The 17,742-nt window shown below is 39.4% G+C and carries 15 protein-coding genes; 7 read left to right on the top strand and 8 right to left on the bottom strand.

Annotation, left to right across the window (positions count from 1 at the left end):
• The first annotated feature begins 24 nt into the window (after positions 1-24).
• Positions 25-1,191: an MFS transporter gene (locus A37Q_RS0111095; protein WP_018300345.1), complete on the top strand. Its 1,167-nt coding sequence runs from the start codon at positions 25-27 to the stop codon at positions 1,189-1,191.
• On the opposite strand, the gene A37Q_RS0111090 is transcribed toward A37Q_RS0111095, so the two are convergent.
• The 5 genes from A37Q_RS0111090 to accD form a co-directional block, all read right to left on the bottom strand.
• On the bottom strand, positions 1,178-1,534 hold the full coding sequence (locus A37Q_RS0111090) for a (2Fe-2S) ferredoxin domain-containing protein (RefSeq protein WP_018300344.1): 357 nt from the start codon (positions 1,532-1,534) through the stop codon (positions 1,178-1,180). The genes A37Q_RS0111095 and A37Q_RS0111090 overlap by 14 nt on opposite strands.
• Before the next feature lie 68 nt (positions 1,535-1,602).
• Positions 1,603-2,517, bottom strand: coding sequence for a LysO family transporter (locus tag A37Q_RS0111085; protein WP_018300343.1), 915 nt, complete (start codon positions 2,515-2,517; stop codon positions 1,603-1,605).
• 11 nt (positions 2,518-2,528) lie between these two features.
• Positions 2,529-2,951 carry a tRNA (adenosine(37)-N6)-threonylcarbamoyltransferase complex ATPase subunit type 1 TsaE gene (tsaE, locus tag A37Q_RS0111080; protein ID WP_018300342.1) on the bottom strand — a complete coding sequence of 141 codons (423 nt, stop codon included), beginning with the start codon at positions 2,949-2,951 and terminating at the stop codon, positions 2,529-2,531.
• Positions 2,923-4,143, bottom strand: coding sequence for a glutamate ligase domain-containing protein (locus A37Q_RS0111075; RefSeq protein ID WP_018300341.1), 1,221 nt, complete (start codon positions 4,141-4,143; stop codon positions 2,923-2,925). The genes tsaE and A37Q_RS0111075 overlap by 29 nt, the downstream gene beginning before the upstream one ends.
• Complete coding sequence (gene accD / locus A37Q_RS15335) at positions 4,133-5,020, bottom strand: acetyl-CoA carboxylase, carboxyltransferase subunit beta (RefSeq protein WP_035405272.1); 888 nt, start codon at positions 5,018-5,020, stop codon at positions 4,133-4,135. Before accD ends, A37Q_RS0111075 begins: the two co-directional genes overlap by 11 nt.
• A gap of 167 nt (positions 5,021-5,187) precedes the next feature.
• Here accD and A37Q_RS0111065 point away from each other — a divergent pair, with 167 nt between their 5' ends.
• The 4 genes from A37Q_RS0111065 to A37Q_RS0111050 all read left to right on the top strand — a co-directional run bounded on the left by A37Q_RS0111065 (position 5,188) and on the right by A37Q_RS0111050 (position 8,647).
• Positions 5,188-5,892, top strand: a complete 705-nt coding sequence (locus A37Q_RS0111065; protein ID WP_018300339.1) for a DUF445 domain-containing protein — start codon at positions 5,188-5,190, stop codon at positions 5,890-5,892.
• Between the two features lie 68 nt (positions 5,893-5,960).
• Positions 5,961-6,329, top strand: coding sequence for a hypothetical protein (locus A37Q_RS0111060; protein ID WP_018300338.1), 369 nt, complete (start codon positions 5,961-5,963; stop codon positions 6,327-6,329).
• 15 nt (positions 6,330-6,344) lie between these two features.
• On the top strand, positions 6,345-8,258 hold the full coding sequence (locus A37Q_RS0111055) for a pyrroloquinoline quinone-dependent dehydrogenase (RefSeq protein WP_200403748.1): 1,914 nt from the start codon (positions 6,345-6,347) through the stop codon (positions 8,256-8,258).
• 5 nt (positions 8,259-8,263) lie between these two features.
• A complete protein-coding gene (locus A37Q_RS0111050; protein WP_018300336.1) occupies positions 8,264-8,647 on the top strand; it encodes a hypothetical protein in 384 nt (127 codons plus the stop codon).
• Here the strand turns inward: A37Q_RS0111050 and topA are convergent, their stop codons facing one another.
• The 3 genes from topA to wrbA all read right to left on the bottom strand — a co-directional run bounded on the left by topA (position 8,648) and on the right by wrbA (position 15,240).
• On the bottom strand, positions 8,648-10,954 hold the full coding sequence (topA, locus tag A37Q_RS0111045; protein ID WP_018300335.1) for a type I DNA topoisomerase: 2,307 nt from the start codon (positions 10,952-10,954) through the stop codon (positions 8,648-8,650).
• Between the two features lie 211 nt (positions 10,955-11,165).
• Positions 11,166-14,510, bottom strand: coding sequence for a beta-ketoacyl-ACP synthase 3 (locus A37Q_RS0111040; protein ID WP_018300334.1), 3,345 nt, complete (start codon positions 14,508-14,510; stop codon positions 11,166-11,168).
• Positions 14,511-14,628: 118 nt separating this feature from the next.
• Entirely contained in the window at positions 14,629-15,240 is a 612-nt protein-coding gene (gene wrbA, locus A37Q_RS0111035) for an NAD(P)H:quinone oxidoreductase (RefSeq protein ID WP_026196661.1), read from the bottom strand.
• Between the two features lie 20 nt (positions 15,241-15,260).
• Between wrbA and A37Q_RS0111030 the strand changes: the two genes are divergently transcribed.
• Positions 15,261-16,460: a YihY family inner membrane protein gene (locus A37Q_RS0111030; RefSeq protein WP_018300332.1), complete on the top strand. Its 1,200-nt coding sequence runs from the start codon at positions 15,261-15,263 to the stop codon at positions 16,458-16,460.
• Between the two features lie 68 nt (positions 16,461-16,528).
• Entirely contained in the window at positions 16,529-17,713 is a 1,185-nt protein-coding gene (locus tag A37Q_RS0111025; protein ID WP_018300331.1) for a pyridoxal phosphate-dependent aminotransferase, read from the top strand.
• The last annotated feature ends 29 nt before the right edge of the window (positions 17,714-17,742 follow it).

Here is a 17,742-nt window from a genome sequence, read left to right as displayed (position 1 = left end):
ATATTCTTTGGATACAAAATATTTATGAGAAAAGTAAGCGTAATTAATTTTACAGCGAATATATTAACATTGGTCGGTTATATGACTTTAACACTTTCGTTGTCTTTAACTTCTGATGTAGCGCGCCACTTGTCACTTAGTCATAGTGCAGTATTATCAGCGATCAGTGCACTTTTTATGATATACAGTATCTCGGCAATTATTTTAGCGAGTGCCTCGGATGTGATTGGCGCTTCAAAAGTTTTAAATGTGGTTCAGGTGATTTCTATCATTGGTCTTGTTATCGTTTCTTTAGCACAAAATTTAGGGATGCTTTATCTTGGCTTTATATTGATGGGAATTGGCACAGGTCCTTATGCATCCATTGCGCGTTCATTTGTTTCACGGCACGCGATAAATGCGTTACAAATGAAAAAATCATATTCTCTTTTATCAATATGTATTGTGGTGGCGCCACTTCTAAGCTCACTTATGGCGCGAACTTTAGCCACTGAAAGCTGGCGATTAGCTTATATTGCTATGGCTGTTATTGAGCTTGCTTTGCTCATTAGTTGCAGAGGCGTTTTATTGTATGACAAAAGTTCTCAAAAGCTCATTAAACTTAATACAATCATTAAGAATTTTGCGTACATTTTTTCAGCTAGAGGCTATGCAATTAATCTTATCATGCTTGTTTTTGTATTTTCATTTTATATTCAAATTATAATGGCCAATGCCAGTGGGTTGTTGCAAGGCACACTTAATATGACGGCAGTAGCATTTAATATTGTTTTATGTTTGATTACGCTTTTTTATATATTGGGTATTTTAAGTTATCGCAGAATGACAGAAGTTGCCCACCGCATAGTTTACAGGTTTATATTGTTAGCTCTATTTGTTATTTTTGCTGTTTTGTTTAGCACATTGCCTTATAGCGCACTTTATCTCAGTATTGCGCTGATTCTTTTAAGTTTTTGTGCTGGTTATATTGCTCCTTTATCAACGGGTTCAGCAATGCTTTATATTGAAAGAGGGCATGGTAGTGCTGCCGCTGCTGTTTCATTTACTGTTACTTTTGGCGTTTCAGTTTGGACATTTATTCAGGCGCATTTAGCATGGGACGTATATGATTTTATGTTACTGGGTTTATGGGTGACTGTGATTGGTAGTGTGCTAATTACGCTTATAATGAGCTGCTTTAAACGCAGGTGATTTGATATTCCTTGAGAACTTTTCCTTTAATCAGGTGCTCTTGAATAATGCTCTCTAACACCTCAGGTGTGCACGAGTGATACCAAACACCCTCTGGGTATACAACAGCAATAGGACCTTTTTGGCAAACTCTCAGGCAATTTGCTTTTGTACGGTAAATCTCACCTGATTGAGAAAGCTTAAGCTCAGAGAGCCTGTTTTTAAGATAATTCCATGAAATAAGAGAGGCTTCTCTATTGCAGCATTTATCTTTAGTCTGATCACAGCACAGGAAAATATGGCGTTTTATATTATTAATCCCAAGTTTTTGGGCTTTCTCTTCAATTGGCTTTTCGTTGCTCATAGTTATATCTAAAACTCTGGGTAAATAAGATAATAAAATTTTACCGAGAGATAAGTAAAAATTAAAGCTTAATGGGCAAATAGATTAATGATAGGAATTAAAATAGGTGTGGCAATGGTGAGAATAAAGCCAGAGCTAATCGCAACTGGGACAGCATGCATGCCGATATTGTCTTTAATAACTGGCAAAGTAAAGTCCATCGCAGTCGCTCCGCTATATCCTAATAGTTCAACACCAAAGCGTTTAGCAAAGGTTGGAATCAGCAGGATTGCAAGAATTTCGCGTGAGAAGTCGATAAAAAATGTAATCGTCCCATAGTGCGCATTAATCAGCTGCGCATTTAAGATACTTGATAAGCTATACCATCCAAAGCCGCTTGTAATCATAAGGGCATGTGGAATTGATATTTGAAAAATAAGGCCAAGAATAAGCCCTGTTACCAGTGAGCTGATAATCAAAATGCAAGCAACAATAATGCCAGTTTTGTTCTTAAGCAGCTGGGTTAAAGAATGTCCTTCACGGCGCATTTGCATGCCAATAATAAAAAGAGTAATGATTAATATGCCATCAATGATAAGGCTGATATTGTTGAGTTTTACGCCGAAATAAATACCCAAAAAGGCGCCAATGACCAGATACAACAGATATTTGCAGCTCTGGATGACTGGTTTTAACGGACTTTTTTTGCTATGTAGATGCGCATCAGCAAGGAGTTTATATTTTGGTTTCAATGTGAAAAAAAGCCAAATAGCAAAGCCATTAATAATTAAAAGTGCAACAATATAGCTCATGGTGATGAGCATCAATGAGCTTAGCTCATGTTGGATTTCAGTGGCAAGTGCACCAAAGTTATAGCCCATAACAAAAATAATGGCGCCGATAACAATCGAGAGAATGTGATTAATAATACGATTTGAAAGCGCACGAATATCAATGAAATATCCTAAAATAAGTGCAAGTAGGATAACTGCTGCCTGTATCATATTATGTACTCTTAATGTTCAAAGAGTGTTATTTTACGTCCTTTATTGTAATATTCAATATAAATTTCCTTGGTTGGGGAGGGGAGTATCCCTTGGCCTTTCTCTGGCCATTCAATTAGCGAAATGGCATCATGCTCAAAGTAGTCACGAATTCCCATCCATTCAAGCTCCTCGGGATCTGCCAAGCGATATAAGTCAAAATGGTACAACTCAAGTGGCGAAATAAAATAGTTTTCCACTAAGGTATAAGTTGGGCTCTTGACATTGCCTGTAAAGCCAATTGCGCGCAAAATTCCTTTCACCAAAGTGGTTTTGCCGGCACCAAGGTTGCCATGAAGATAGATGATATCTTTGGGTGAGAGTTTATCGGCAAGCTTTTTGCCAAGCGCTAGCATTCGTTGTTCATTATTGGCATGATAAGCTGTGGTTGTCATTAGTTAGATTAATATTTTGGTGTTTGTGGATAAACTTACTTGCTAGTGTAAAAGAACCAAAAACAATAACAAGGTCATTTTCTTTAATTTTTGCAAATAGCTTTTGATAAGCATCATCAAAAGAGTCGACGTGTTCTATATTGTTATCAGTTGGTAAAATGCGAGCGTTTTGGATATTTTTAAATCGCGGATCAGTATCATGTAAATCTGCAATCAGCCATTTATCAACAACTTTATTGGCAAGTGTGTAAATAGTGTGAATATCTTTAGTGGTTTGCGCAGCAAATAGCGCAAAAACACATGCGGCATTTTGTATATAGGGCGCAAGTTTCTTTAACATAAAGCTAACAGCATCAGGATTATGCGCCACATCAACAAAGATATGAGGACTTGTTTGAATGTGTTGGCAGCGCCCAGGGATCTCTAGCTGAAAGAGATCTTCAGGTATGTGGTAAGAATCAGATGTATTTTTTTGGATAAACTCTATTGCACTTAATGCACAGTTAAGCGAGGTCGGAGGAAGCGTGCTTATACTGTGAGATGGTCTACTTTTGGCATGGATAATATGAGCATTAATGTCAAGAAGATATTGATAGGCATTAGATGGCAAGTCTTCCCCAATAATAATGGGCTTATCAGCTCTTGCAATATGCACCTTATCCCAAGCGATTTGTTCAATACTGTTACCTAGAATTTCCATATGATCAAGCCCTACATATGTGATAATAGCAATATCAGCATCAAAATAATTAGCAGGATCAACTCTGCCGCCAATTCCCACTTCTAGAATCAGCCATTTAGGCTTTTTGCTCTCGGTTTGACAAAGAGCACATAAAAAGCCAATCTGATAGTAATTTAATCGAACTTGCAGCGCGTCTGCCGCATGGTCAATCGTTTGTAAGATTAAGAAAAGTCTTTCATCAGATATGGCTATACCATTATCATTAATACGCTCATTAAATGCATTAAAATGTGGAGAGCTGTGTGCGATAAAAGAGATTTTATTGTGAGCGAAAAAGTGCGCTAAGGCAAAAAGGGTAGAGCCCTTTCCATTTGTGCCGGTGATAGTGATAATGTTTGGACGGTAAGAAAGCTTCAGCAAAGAGGCAAACTTTCCAATATCCTCAAATTGGCATTGTGGGTAATTTTTAGAAATAATGTGATTTATTAACGCCTCACATTTAGGCAACATCACTGTTGTCGCTTATAATCTTTTGATCTGGCTTTGTATGTATTAACTTAGTGATAAGCCTTGAGATTTCACTTGGAAGATCCGCTCTTGAGACAATCATATCAACCATCCCTTTTTCAACCAAAAATTCACTTCTCTGAAAGCCTTCAGGAAGCTTCTCGCGAACAGTTTGCTCAATGACGCGCGGACCTGCAAATCCAATTAAGGCATTTGGCTCAGCAATGTGAATATCTCCTAGCATGGCAAGTGAGGCGGACACACCACCTGTTGTCGGGTCTGTTAAAACCACGATGTAAGGAAGTTTATGCTCAGCAAGCTTAGCAAGAGCTGCACTTGTTTTTGCCATTTGCATCAGAGAAAAAAGAGACTCTTGCATTCTCGCACCACCGCTTGCAGTAAAACAAATAAGTGGTAGACGCTTTTCAATGGCAAGATTCACTGCGCGGACAAACTTCTCGCCAACAACAGATCCCATAGAACCACCAAGAAAGGTAAAATCAAAAATAGCGCTGACAACAGGTGTGCCAACAATTGTGCCGTCAAATACCAAAAGTGCATCGTTTTCTTTTGTTTTCTTCTGTGCTTGTGACAGGCGGTCTTTATATGATTTTGTATCTTTAAACTTTAGAATATCTTTAGGTTTGATTTCTGTGAAGTGCTCGGTTGCACTGTCTTTGTCAAAAAACATCTGCGCACGTTTACGCGCACTGATGCGCATATGGTGGTTACAGTTGCTGCAGACCATTAGGTTTTCTAATAAATCAGGCAAATATAAAATCGAACTACATTCAGGACACTTATGCCAAACGCCTTCTGGCAACTCTTTTCTCTCAGAATCTGAGCGTAGTTGCGGAATAATTTTTGTCAGCCAACTCATCTGTTTTTCAGGGTCATTCATATTATCAGGATAATCGTCCATTATATAGTGACTAAGCGATGATGCAACTATCTTGATTGTATGAGCTGATTTTCTTTAGCATAAAACTTGTCCTTGTGAGTCATTTTTTTTATCATGTTGGCTTTTGAAACTATAGTGTATAACGGATGATAAATAAAAGTTCAGTCACAAATTTAATTGCATTAATTGTTAGTCTTATTGGTATTGTTTTTGCAGAAGAACATATTAAATCTATAGGGTTTTATGCGCTTTCAGGGGCAATTACTAACTGGCTTGCGATCATTATGCTCTTTGATAAAATTCCATTTATTTATGGCTCTGGTATTATTCCAAAGCAGTTTGAATCATTTAAACGTGCTATTAAGAATATGATTATCAAGCAGTTTTTTCATCATGATCAAATTGAAAAGTTTCTGTTAAAATCATTTGAATTTGATCCAAAGATATTGCAAAGCAAAATCGCAAAGCTTATTGACTATGATCTTTTATTTGATCGATTTGTGGAGACAATTATGGCCAGTAGCTTTGGCGGCATGATTCAATCATTTCTTGGGGGCAAAGAAGCAATTGAGCCGATGAGAGAAAGCTTCAAAGAGAAAATGTCAAAAGCATTTGAAGAGATGCTATCCAAACCTGAAATGCAGGAGAATATTACCGCTATTTTACAGTCTTTCGATAGTAAAATTATCAGTGATAAAGTTGAAGTGATGATTGATAATCGTTTAGATGAACTGACACCAGAGATGGTGAAAAAAATCATTCAAGAGATGATCCGTAAACACCTAGGTTGGCTTGTTATTTGGGGCGGTGTCTTCGGTGGAATTTTAGGCTTGATTGCAAGTTTTATGTGATATTTCCCTCCTGAATAGTTCAAATTGACTATCCTTACTATCAAATATCAGTCAGTAAGGATATAAAAATGGATGGGTCACAAACATATAGAGGAGTAGCACAAAAGAAAATGTTTGGCATAGTTATTATGTCAATCATGTCATTGATTGTCTTTTTTCTTGGGTTATATGATTATCTTTCGATCGATAGTCCAATCAATCATACTGCAGGTATGCGTTTGGTCTTGATAAGTGCCGTTATTTTATTTTTACTTGGAGTGCTCTGTTATCTTTTTAGGCACCTTCATGCAAGATGGGAGAGGGTAGTTATCTATATTATTAGCATTATTTTACTTTTAGGGGTGTTGTTTGCAACGTACCTCTTGGAGGCTAAGATCTTGCTTGTACTTAGTATGATTGCAATTATTGGATGGTTAATACAGGTTTTGACGAAGTAATTAGGGAGAGATAGCGTGAAATGGATAAAGATGACCTCATTAATGCTCTGTACTCTTATTCAACTTGGATTAGCGAGTAATGAGACGTTATGGAATACATTTAATGGTGATTTAAAAGCACAAAAATACTCAGAGCTTAAACAAATCACGCCAGAGAATGTGCGTGGGCTAGAAGTTGCATGGAAAATGCATACATCAGATGTATCGACAGGAGAGAAAGGAGTGCCGCAAACCGTTTGGTCTGCCACGCCTATTTTTGCCAATAATATGCTTTATATTGGGACGCCTTTTTATCGTATTTTCGCTCTTGACCCAGAAACGGGGAAGGTGATATGGGTTTTTAATCCGCATGCAAGTTTGAAAGCATTAACCCAGCCAGATTTAAAAAACAGAGGCGTTGCTTATTGGCAGGCAGAGCATAGACAACCAAATAAAGCGTGCCAAAAGAGAGTCTATATTGGTACGATGACAGGTAAACTATACGCTGTAGATGCTGATACGGGTAAGTTATGTCAAGATTTTGCTAATCATGGCATGCTTGATGTCAACCAGTGGAATAACCATAAAAAGCTATGGCCTTTATCACTTTTACAGCCACCCACTGTATATAAAAATCTCATTATTATTGGCTGGGCTGGAAAAGATTGGGCAAGAGCTGTTGATCCAACAGGTACTGTTTTTGCCGTAGATGCCAGAACAGGTAAACTCGTATGGACTTTTTACTCTATCCCTCATGATGTTAGTGTAAAGACAGGAACGGCAAATGTATGGGCAAGTATGTCCATCGACCCAAAAGCAGGTATTTTATATCTTCCTGTGAGCTCACCAAGCCCTAATTTTTGGGGTGGAAATCGATTAGAGAGCATTCCCTTGGCAACATCAGTGACTGCTTTGAATATCTATACAGGTAAAGTTATCTGGTCTTATCAGCTTGTCCATCATGATCTGTGGGATTATGATACCAATTCAGCCCCTACTTTAGTTGATTTAACGATAGATGGCAGAGTAATCCCAGCATTAGTCCAAACAAGTAAACAAGGTTTTTTATATGTTTTAAATCGTTATACAGGAGAGCCTATTTACCCTATTATTGAAAAAAAAGTTCCAGTGTCTAATGCACATGGGGAGAAAGCTGCGCCAACTCAGCCATTTGTGCCTTATCCTCTTCCCACCTCAGGTAGTTTTCCGGGGATTTCAAAACTTGCCGATATTGTGAGTTTTGGTTATTGTTCAAGGAAATTGAAAACACTTGAATATCAAGGGCGATTTACGCCGCCAAGCGAAAAGGGAACCTTAGTTTATCCTGCTACTGCAGGTGGTGTAGAGTGGGGAGGTGGTGCAGTTGACCCTAATTCAGGTGTCTTTGTTGTCAACAGTTCGTCTTTGGCGCAAATATACAAGCTTATCCCTCGAAAACAATATCATTTACTTGAGCGCTCGGGTAAGACAAACGAAGCTTCAGGTGGCTACTTTCCAATGACAGGCTCGCCTTATGGAATGCAGCTCACGGCCTTTTTAAATCCTTTAGGGATGCCTTGTTGGAATCCACCTTATGGAACAATATCAGCCTATCAATTGAACACGGGAAAACTCCTATGGAGAAAGCCTTTTGGGCAAGTACAAAAATGGGGGTTTTATATGCCTAAATCTTGGGGTTCTATTACTATTGGAGGGCCTGTTATCACGGCATCAGGGCTTATATTTATCGGTGGATCTATGGACTCTAGAGTCAGGGCACTAGATCTTAAAACAGGAGATGTGCTTTGGCAGCATGATGTATCTGCGCCAGCTGTAGCGATTCCTGCTATTTATGAATATAAAAATAGACAATATGTTGTTTTTGTTGTGGGCGGAAATAGCATTCTAACGCCACGGGTAAGTGATGAGGTCATTGCCTTTAGGTTGCCAGAAGAAATAGAAAAAGGGTGAATAATATGAAGAACAATATCTATAAAGTAATAGGTGCTATTTTATGCCTGATTGGTGGGATATGGTTATTTGTGCTATCAATAAGCGTCTTTTTTGGCTCATCTTTAATTGGCTATAAAGTAACATATAATACAGTTGGAATACCTCAAGAGCCAATGTTGATTTATGAAATGACCCTATTTGTCTGTGGCATTATCATGGTGATACTGAGTCTAATGACATTTAAGCATCACCATTTATATCGTATCTTAGTTGCTGAGTTTATTATTGGTGTGATTTGTATCTTTTTTCTTTCAACCGGCGCAGGAGTGTTAATTATTATTGGAACCCTGTGCAGTATGATCGCAATAAACTATCAAAATAAAAAAAGTCTTGCTCACTCTAAATAATTAAGAAGGGTTGCTCTCAATATTTAGAACATAATCACATTCTTCATTTGGACACACTTTTTGTTCGCCATCTTTTTTCGTTGTTTTGTGCAATAGTATAGGCGAGTGACATTTTGGGCATTCCTCTTCAATAGGCGGATACCAAAATGAGTTTTTGCATTTAGGGAAACCGGCGCAGGCGTAGAACACTTTACCTTTACGAGATTTTTTCTCAACAAAGTTATTTTTCTTACACTTTGGACATTGAATACCTGTATCTTTTGGCTTTTCAAGTGGTTCCATGTGTTTACAATTAGGATAGTTCGAGCAGCCAATAAATTTGCCATAGCGTCCCTGTTTAATTAAAAGATCAGATTCACAAGAAGGGCATTTTCTATCAGGCACGATTTCCGGCTCGGCTTTTTTCTCTTGAGGCTCTTCACCATCTTTTGTTAGCGCTCTTGTATATTTACACTCAGGGTAGTTCGTGCAACCAATAAAGCGTCCTGTTCTGCCCAAGCGAATAGAGAGCTTATGTCCGCACTCTGGGCAGTCTTCATCTAAAGCCTCTTGCGTGACATCGCTTTTTTTCACGTTGGCGTCAATATCGGTAATTTGTTTGATAAAAGGCTGCCAAAACTCTTCTAATACAGGCACCCATTCCAATTTTCCCTCAGCGATATTATCAAGCTCATCTTCAAGGTTGGCTGTAAAGCTATATTCAACATATTTTTTAAAGTAATTGGTTAAAAAGCCATTTACCACGCGACCAACGTCAGTTGGTTTAAAGCGTTTTTTATCTACTTCAACATATTCACGTTGCTGAAGTGTGGAAATAATGGTTGCATAAGTGGAAGGTCGACCGATGCCGTGCTCTTCTAGTGCCTTGACTAAAGAGGCTTCACTGTAGCGCGGTGGTGGCTCAGTAAAGTGTTGTTTGGCTGTGATATCATTGACGGTGATTTTTTCACCTTCTTTGACTTCAGGCAAAATGGTTCCTTCATCTGTCGCTTCGGCATCTTCATCTTTTGCCTCTTGATAAACACTTAAAAATCCAGGTTTATGAATTACGGATCCTGTGGCTTTAAAGCGGTGAGCACGGTTCTCAGTAACAAGCTCGATGGCAACGGTATTTAACACAGCATGAATCATCTGGCAGGCGACAGCACGCTTCCAGATAAGAGCATATAGCTTATATTGATCTTGAGTTAAAGCAGATTTTATCTCATCTGGTTTTCTAAAGGCAGATGTGGGACGAATAGCCTCATGCGCCTCTTGAGCATTTTGATTTTTTGTTTTGTATACACGAGGTTTGGACGGTAAAGACTCACTGCCATAGCTCTCAGTAATAAACATTCGTATCTCATTAACCGCATCTTGAGAGAGGTTTGTAGAGTCAGTACGCATATAGGTAATAAGACCAACAGAGCCTTCTTTGCCAAGGTCAATTCCCTCATAGAGCTGCTGGGCAAGCATCATGGTTTTTTTCGTGGTGAAACCAAGCTTTCTTGCGGCATCCTGTTGTAAGGTGGAGGTGATAAAAGGTGCTGCTGGATTTCTTCTTTTTTGCTTTTTAACAATGCTGTCAACGATAAGGCTGCCATTTGCAGCCTGTTTAATGGTTTCAAGTGCATCATTAGCTTGAGCATCATTAATCAAAGAGAACTGCTCAAGTTTTTGCTGGTTATATTCGGTGAGTTTAGCAAAGAACTTACGCTTTTTTTGTAGCTCAGCACTAATACCCCAATACTCTTTGACTTCAAAGGCTTCAATTTCGAGCTCACGCTCAACAATCATACGAAGAGCAGGGGACTGTACACGTCCTGCAGAAAGTCCTCGTCTGACTTTCTTCCACAATAAAGGTGAAAGTTTAAACCCAACTAAAAAATCAAGTGCACGCCTTGCTTGTTGTGCATTAACAAGCTCCATGGCAAGCTCTCTTGGATGCGCCACAGCCTCAGTGACAGCTGATTTTGTGATTTCATTAAAAGCAATCCTGTGGACAGTTTTATCCTTTAGCAGTCTGGCATTTTTCAAAAGCTCATAAATATGCCATGAAATGGCTTCGCCTTCTCTATCTGGATCCGTTGCAAGATAAATAGATTCAGCAGTTTTTGCTGCTTTTTTGATTGCATCGACATGGCGTTTGTTTCTATCGATCAGTTGATATTTCATTTTGAAGTGATTTTCAACATCTACTGAAGCTTCTTTGGGTTCTAAATCTCTGACATGCCCATAGGAGGCAAGGATTTCAAAATCATTACCAAGATACTTTTTAATGGTTTTTGATTTTGCGGGTGATTCTACAATTACTAAATTTTTACTCATTCTGCTATATCTTAAATTGTTCTCAATCTTTTTATATTTGTATAACTGCTTTAAGAGGGAATACTCACTCACAAAAGAATGTTTGCTTGAGTATGTTGTCAATTCAGCAGTTAATAAGACACGTACCTTATACTTGAAGCATTAATAGCGAATTTTTGCCTCAATAGCAATGAAGTGTGTGTAAAAACACTAAAAACTATAGGTATTATATTTATTTCAACATTGTTAATAGTGCAGCAGCTGCGGTGAAACCAGAGCCAAATGCGCAAAGTGCAACTGTGTTATCTTTCTTTTGTGCATCAAGTGTTTCTCCTAAGGCAATCGGAATAGTGCAAGAAGAGGTGTTGCCATAATTTGCAATATTGCTATAAAGTGTACCCGCTTGCATTTTAAGGCGCCTTTCAACTGCATTAGATATTCTTTGATTTGCCTGATGTGGGATAACCAAGTCAACACTATTAAGCGCAATATTACTTTGCTGACAACATTTATGCATAATCATTGACATGGTTTTAACGGCAAAGCTAAAGAGCTTTTGCCCTTCAAGGCGTATATATTCGCCCTCTTTTGTTGGAATGCTTAATATATCGCCATTCTCAGCATTCGCTGTCAGTGAAATCTCATCGATTACAGCACAGCTTTGATCTTGATGGTCATTACCATTAACAATCGTTGCCGTAGCTGCATCGGCAAATAGAAATGCAGTGTCAAAATCAGTCACATCTGTGCGTTTACTCATGTACTCAGAGGTGATAACTAGCACACGCTTATTTGGTCTGGTTTGCAGGTAATCACGAGCATTCTGTAGGGCATAAATATAGCCGCTACAGGCAGCGTTAATATCATAAGCAGGAATTGCTCGTTCACCATAGCTATGATAGAGCTTCTCAAGGACTAAACATGCCATAGAGGGAGAGAGGTACTGATCAGGGCTAGACGTTGCACAGATCACCTGATCAATGTCAGCAAGCGTTAAATTTGCTTTATTGAGCGCATCGATGGCGACATTTGCTGTCAAGTCCAAAATATTCTCATTCTCATCTAACCAATAGCGCTTTTCAATACCGGTTCGATCAATAATATCGCTGCTGCTGTGATCTGGAAAATTCTGAAGTAGCATCTCATTGGTGACACATTTAGAGCCAGTTTTAAAGCTTGGTGTCATAATGCCAACAGGGTATACCCCGCCTTTTTGACGTGCTTTATCAAGCTGTTCTTTTTGCACTTTACGTTTCAAAATCGGGCGTTTTTTGACTTTTTGAACATTGCTTGCGCCTTCAGGTAGGCGAAGCTTTAGAAGATTATCTCCGACCGTTACACGTTCTGACTCTTCAACGTAAATCTCTTCAACTGTACCATTACTGGGTGAAAGAATCTCACCAACTGACTTACTTGCCTCTAAATCGACAAGCTTATCACCCACCTTAACAGTATCGCCAACATTCACATATAAATCAGTAATGAGAACACTTTCATCTGATGGGCTTGCACCAATGACTTCAACATTATAGCTGCCGCTATCTGTGTTTTGTATTACTTCCCACTCAAGGGTCAAATCAAGCATATCTGCTGCTGCGCCAAGGAGTCTTTCAAAAGAAGGCAGTACTTCCATTTGATTGTCAAAGTTGCATGGGACATACGTGTCTGCTCGTGTGACGCGTTTGGCTTTGATAGTGCTTTTTGCATGTTCAACAACAGATGCAATAATATCCCCACCAAGGCCACAAGTCATATTATCTTCGTGAGTCACAATGAGATGTTTTGTTTTTTCTGCCGAGGAGAGGACGGTTTGTAGATCATATGGCTTAATGGTGCGCATATCGATAATCTCAGCATCAATGCCGACAGATTCAAGTGTCTCTGATACTTCATGACACAAGGAAACGGTATTTCCCCAGCCGACAAGTGTGATATCACTTCCCGGTTTTGCTATTCTTGCCTTTCCAACAGGCACAAGCTGTTTATCAATATCACTTGAGGTTGTCTCTTCAACACTTGCATTATTAAGAAGCTTTTTAGGGTATAGAAAAATACTTGGTCGGTTTGACTCAAATGCCGCATTTAACATGCCTGCGGCATCAGCAGCATTAGATGGCATATAGACATCAAGTCCCGGGATATGCGCATAAGTTCCTTCGTTAGTTTGCGCATGAAAAGGACCAAGTCCTGGGCGATATCCACCGCAAGCTGCAAACACAATCACCGGGCAGTCCCAATCGCCATTTGAGCGCCAATGCATTGTAGCAAGTTCTGTGAAAATTTGATTATAAGCTGGTGGCATAAAATCGGCAAACTGGATAAAGGCGACAGGGCGTTTTCCTGTTAATGCCATTCCTGAACATACGCCAACAATGGTTGCCTCAGCAAGAGGGCTATTGACCACACGCCCTGGGAACTGTGTGGATAAGCCTTTAGTAACGCCAAAAACATCGCCTTTTTCATCTTCAATGTCTTCCCCTAATAAATAGACTTTATCGTCACTTTGTAAACGATGTCTGAAGACTTCACGCATGGCAGCACCCATTCCAAGGCGAGTTTCAGCAGAGAAATCTCCACGGTACTCAGATGCCGTTGGTAAAAGGTGTGAAGGTAGTGGCTTCTCAGCATCAAAAGAGGCTTCAGGCGTAGAGCCTTGTAAAGACAACTCAGCTGCTTTAGAGACTTCTTGCTCACAGGCTTTTTCAATTTCACTAAGTTCAGATTCTGCGACACCTTGATCTAGTAAATAGTGTCGCGCATGAATTAGAGGGTCTTCTTTTTTGATTGTCTCAAGCTCATCAGCGCTTCGATAGATTCTATGATCATCAGCATTGGAATGGCTGTTCAGACGCACTGTTTTTAAAATAATAATCTGTGGGGCTTTGTCTTTACGCATAGTATCGATGATCTCACCCACTTCATCATAACTTTCAAATGGCTTTGTGCCATCTAGATGTGTGATAGGAATGCCCATGAATTCAGTGGGCTCAGATCCATCCGGCAATGAGTAAAATGTTTTTCCCTTTGTGCGAGTTGAGATGGCTTGATTGTTATCTTGGATGACAAATAATACAGGTAAGTTATGACGCTTCGCTTCAGCAAAAGCTTCCAATACCTCACCTTGTTGGGTTGTTCCATCTCCCATTCCACAATAGACGATGGGCTTGGAAGGGGCGTTTTTGATGCTGTGAGCAATACCTGTTGCTGGAAGGGCTTGGTTTCCAACTGGGGTGATGATGCTGACAATATTCAGTGCGCGCTCACTCATGCCGATAACCATTTGGCGCCCGTTTGAAACGCCTTCAGCTTTGCATAAAGAGCTGTAAAAGAACATGACAGGTTTGATGCCACGAGCGTGCATAAGTGGTTTGTCTCGGTAGTGGCAATGTAGCCAGTCCTCTTGTGTGAAATGCTCCGCAAAAATAGCAGCACCTTCGTGACCTGCTGATGAGGCAAGAAAGTTGGCTTTTCCGCTATTGACCATCTCAGATTCAGTGTTATCAATTACGCGAATGCGATACATGTTCCGATAACAGTTAATTAAAGAAGCTAACCGTTTTTGGTTTGATGATGTCATTGAAGACGTTCCTTAGTTGTCTTGTCATTACAAAAGTCGCTATGGGGCGTATCTTAGCGCTAAAATTTATAAGAAGTCAAATTTTGTTAAGCTGCTAACAAGCGCCTTTGTTTCTCTGTTAGAGATCTGTATTTCCAGTATTTAAAGCTTTAGCAACCTCACCTACACGCTTACCCAGAGCCTTTGCCAATTGAATCTCATCTCTAGAGAGTGGCTTGTCTGAGTTGATGCCATCAAAGTGACTAAGTCCATAGGGTGTGCCACCTGTTAGCGTGTTTTGTAGTGCACTTTCACTGTAGGGGATACCCACAATAACCGCACCGTGATGCAATAGAGGCAACATCATTGATATAAGTGTGCTTTCTTGACCTCCGTGCAAGCTCGCTGTTGATGTAAAAAAGGCCGCAGGTTTGTTAATTAGCGTTCCTTCAAACCAAAGGTCACTTGTTGTGTCGATGAAATATTTAAGGGGTGCTGCCATATTACCAAAGCGCGTTGGGCTACCAAGAATAATACCATCGCAATTTCTGATATCCTCTTTAGTAACATAAATTGCGCCACTTTCAGGAATGTCGCTTTTTGTTTTTTCACAGTTGGCTGAAATATTTGGAACGGTTCTTAAAATTGCATCAAGGCCTGATTGTTCTACACCTTGTGCTATTTTTTCTGCGATTGCTTTTGTCGAACCGCCTTGACTATAATAGAGGATAAGTATTTGCTTTGCCATTATGAATAAAAGGGCACCTGTTTATGCAATATAGGAAACATATTAAAAGATTTTCAACCTATTGGGTATGGGTGTTTAGAGAATATTTTTATCAAGGGTGCTTTAATAAAGCTTCAGCATTAGCGCTAAGCAGCCTTTTTGCAGTGGTGCCACTTTTAATGGTGTCATTGTCCATTTTGAGTATGCTGCCGGCATTTAAAGATTTGCAGTCGGAGTTCCAAGAGTTTATTGTGCAAAATTTTATCCCAAGCGCCAGTGAAGCAATCAGTAAATATTTGCAGATATTCTTACATAATAGAGTCGGTTTGCCTGTGACGGCAGTGGTCGTGCTGTTCATTATCAGCATTATGATGATTCGTTCAATGGAAAAAGTATTAAATGGGATATGGTATGTTAAAAAGCAGCGTCCGCTTGTCCAAGCAATTCTACTTTATTGGGCAGTTTTAACACTGGGTCCTATCTTAGTTGGAGCCAGTTTAGCACTTAGCTCATACATAGCATCATTACACTGGTTTGGCCACAGCTTTGGCGGCTATGTTTCTTTGTTGGCACTGTTGCCATTTATTTTTAACTGGATCGCTTTTAGTTTTATTTATCAAGTTTTGCCCTATACGCGTGTGCGTTTTTTTCATGCACTTTTGGGTGGGCTGTTAATGGCTGTGGTGTTTGATTTGGCAAAAAAAATCTTCTCAGCTTATGTTGTTTATTTGCCGACCTATGAGATGCTCTATGGAACACTTGCCATTATCCCACTTTTTATATTATGGGTAGGGCTCGTTTGGCAGATGTTTTTACTGGGGGCGGTTGCAGTTAAGGCGCTCAGTGTAACGCACCAGCAAAAAACAGGTATAAAAGAGCCTCGATTTGAGCATTATCTTGAGCTGTTAAAGCTACTATATGTTGCCGAATTAAATAAAAAAAGAGTATCGCTTTTAGCATTATCAGCAAAGGTGGATATGAGTACACTTGGGCTACAGAAGATGCTTAACCAGCTAGAAAAGTATAATTATATCATTCAGATGAATGGGCATTATTTATTGATCTCTAACCTTGAGAGGCTAAGTGTGTCTGAGTGTTATGCTGATATGGGGGCTTTTTTAAGCTTGGATGAAGATAAATTTAAAGGCTTATCTGGGATGCGTTTGACGTTAAAACAGCTGATGGCTATGCCAGTTTCAGCTTTATTCCAAGACTCAAAAAGTGAAGAGAATAAAAGACGCTAGTTTACAGCTGGATTTTGCCTTGATACTCAGGTTATGATAAGAACATCATATTTACAGTGGGTAGTTTAGTGAGTCATCGTTTAAGTAATCGTATTAATAATGTTTCTGGGTCTAAAGCCGCAGAAATGTCTGCACGCGCTGCAAAGTTAATAAATGAAGGGGCAACAGATGTTATTTCCTTAGCAGTTGGTGAACCGGGTTTTAACTCTCCTGAAAGTGTCAAGGAAGCAGCTATTCAGGCAATTCATGAAAATAAGACAATGTACACACCTGTCGATGGGGTTTTGCCACTTAAAGATGCCATTATCCGTCGTTATCAACGTGATTATGATATGGCTTTTTCACGCAGTGAAATCTGTATAACAACGGGCGCCAAACATAGCCTTCACAATGTCTTTAGTACGATCTTAAACCCAGAAGATGAAGTAATATTTTTCTCCCCGTTTTGGACATCCTATCCGGATATGATTAAGCTGAGTGATGGTGTTCCTGTTGCGGTGGAGACAACGCATATTAATGGCTTTCAACCAGAAAGGGAGAAGCTTTTATCAGCAATCAATAACAAGACCAAAGCATTGGTGCTGAATATTCCACATAATCCAACTGGGAGCGTTTATACACGCCAAACGCTTTTGATGTTAGCAGAGCTAGCAAGAGCCAATCCCGATATGTGGATTATCAGTGATGATATTTATGACATGCTTTATTGGGGTGAAAAACCGCTTACTTTGTTGGATGTGGCGCCTGATTTAAAAGATCGTTATGTCATCGTTAATGGGGTTTCTAAGAGCTATTCAATGGCAGGTTGGCGTATTGGTTATACTATTGGGCCTGAGGATATTACCAATGCAATGAGAAAGTTTCAGTCACAATCATTATCTTGCGCCTCTTCCATCTCCCAATATGCGGCAATTCCAGCATTTGATATTGATCATCAAGCGCTTAAGCCTGCTATTGATTTATATCAAAAGCGTGTTGATTTTACCTATAAGCGTCTGAGCGAAATTAAAGAGATTAGTTGTGTTGAAGCGCATTCAACTTTTTATCTTTTTCCTTATGTAGACAAGATCATTAAAACACTTGGATTTGAGAGTGATCTTGAGTTTTGCTTAAAACTGCTGGAAGAAAAACACCTTGCCGTGATGCCGGGTTCTGCCTTTGGTGCTTCTGGTTATTTAAGACTAAGCTGCGCCGATGATATTTCCGTGTTAGATGAAGCAATCACACGACTGATTGATTTTATTCGACAATAATCTGAAATCCACATACAATGTGTTGCATT

Origin of the sequence: Fangia hongkongensis FSC776 = DSM 21703, from assembly GCF_000379445.1 — a bacterium.
In the GTDB taxonomy this organism is placed as follows: Bacteria; Pseudomonadota; Gammaproteobacteria; order Francisellales; family Francisellaceae; genus Fangia; species Fangia hongkongensis.
Note: the sequence above shows the minus strand (reverse complement) of the source record. Positions and strands in the feature narration are given on the sequence as shown.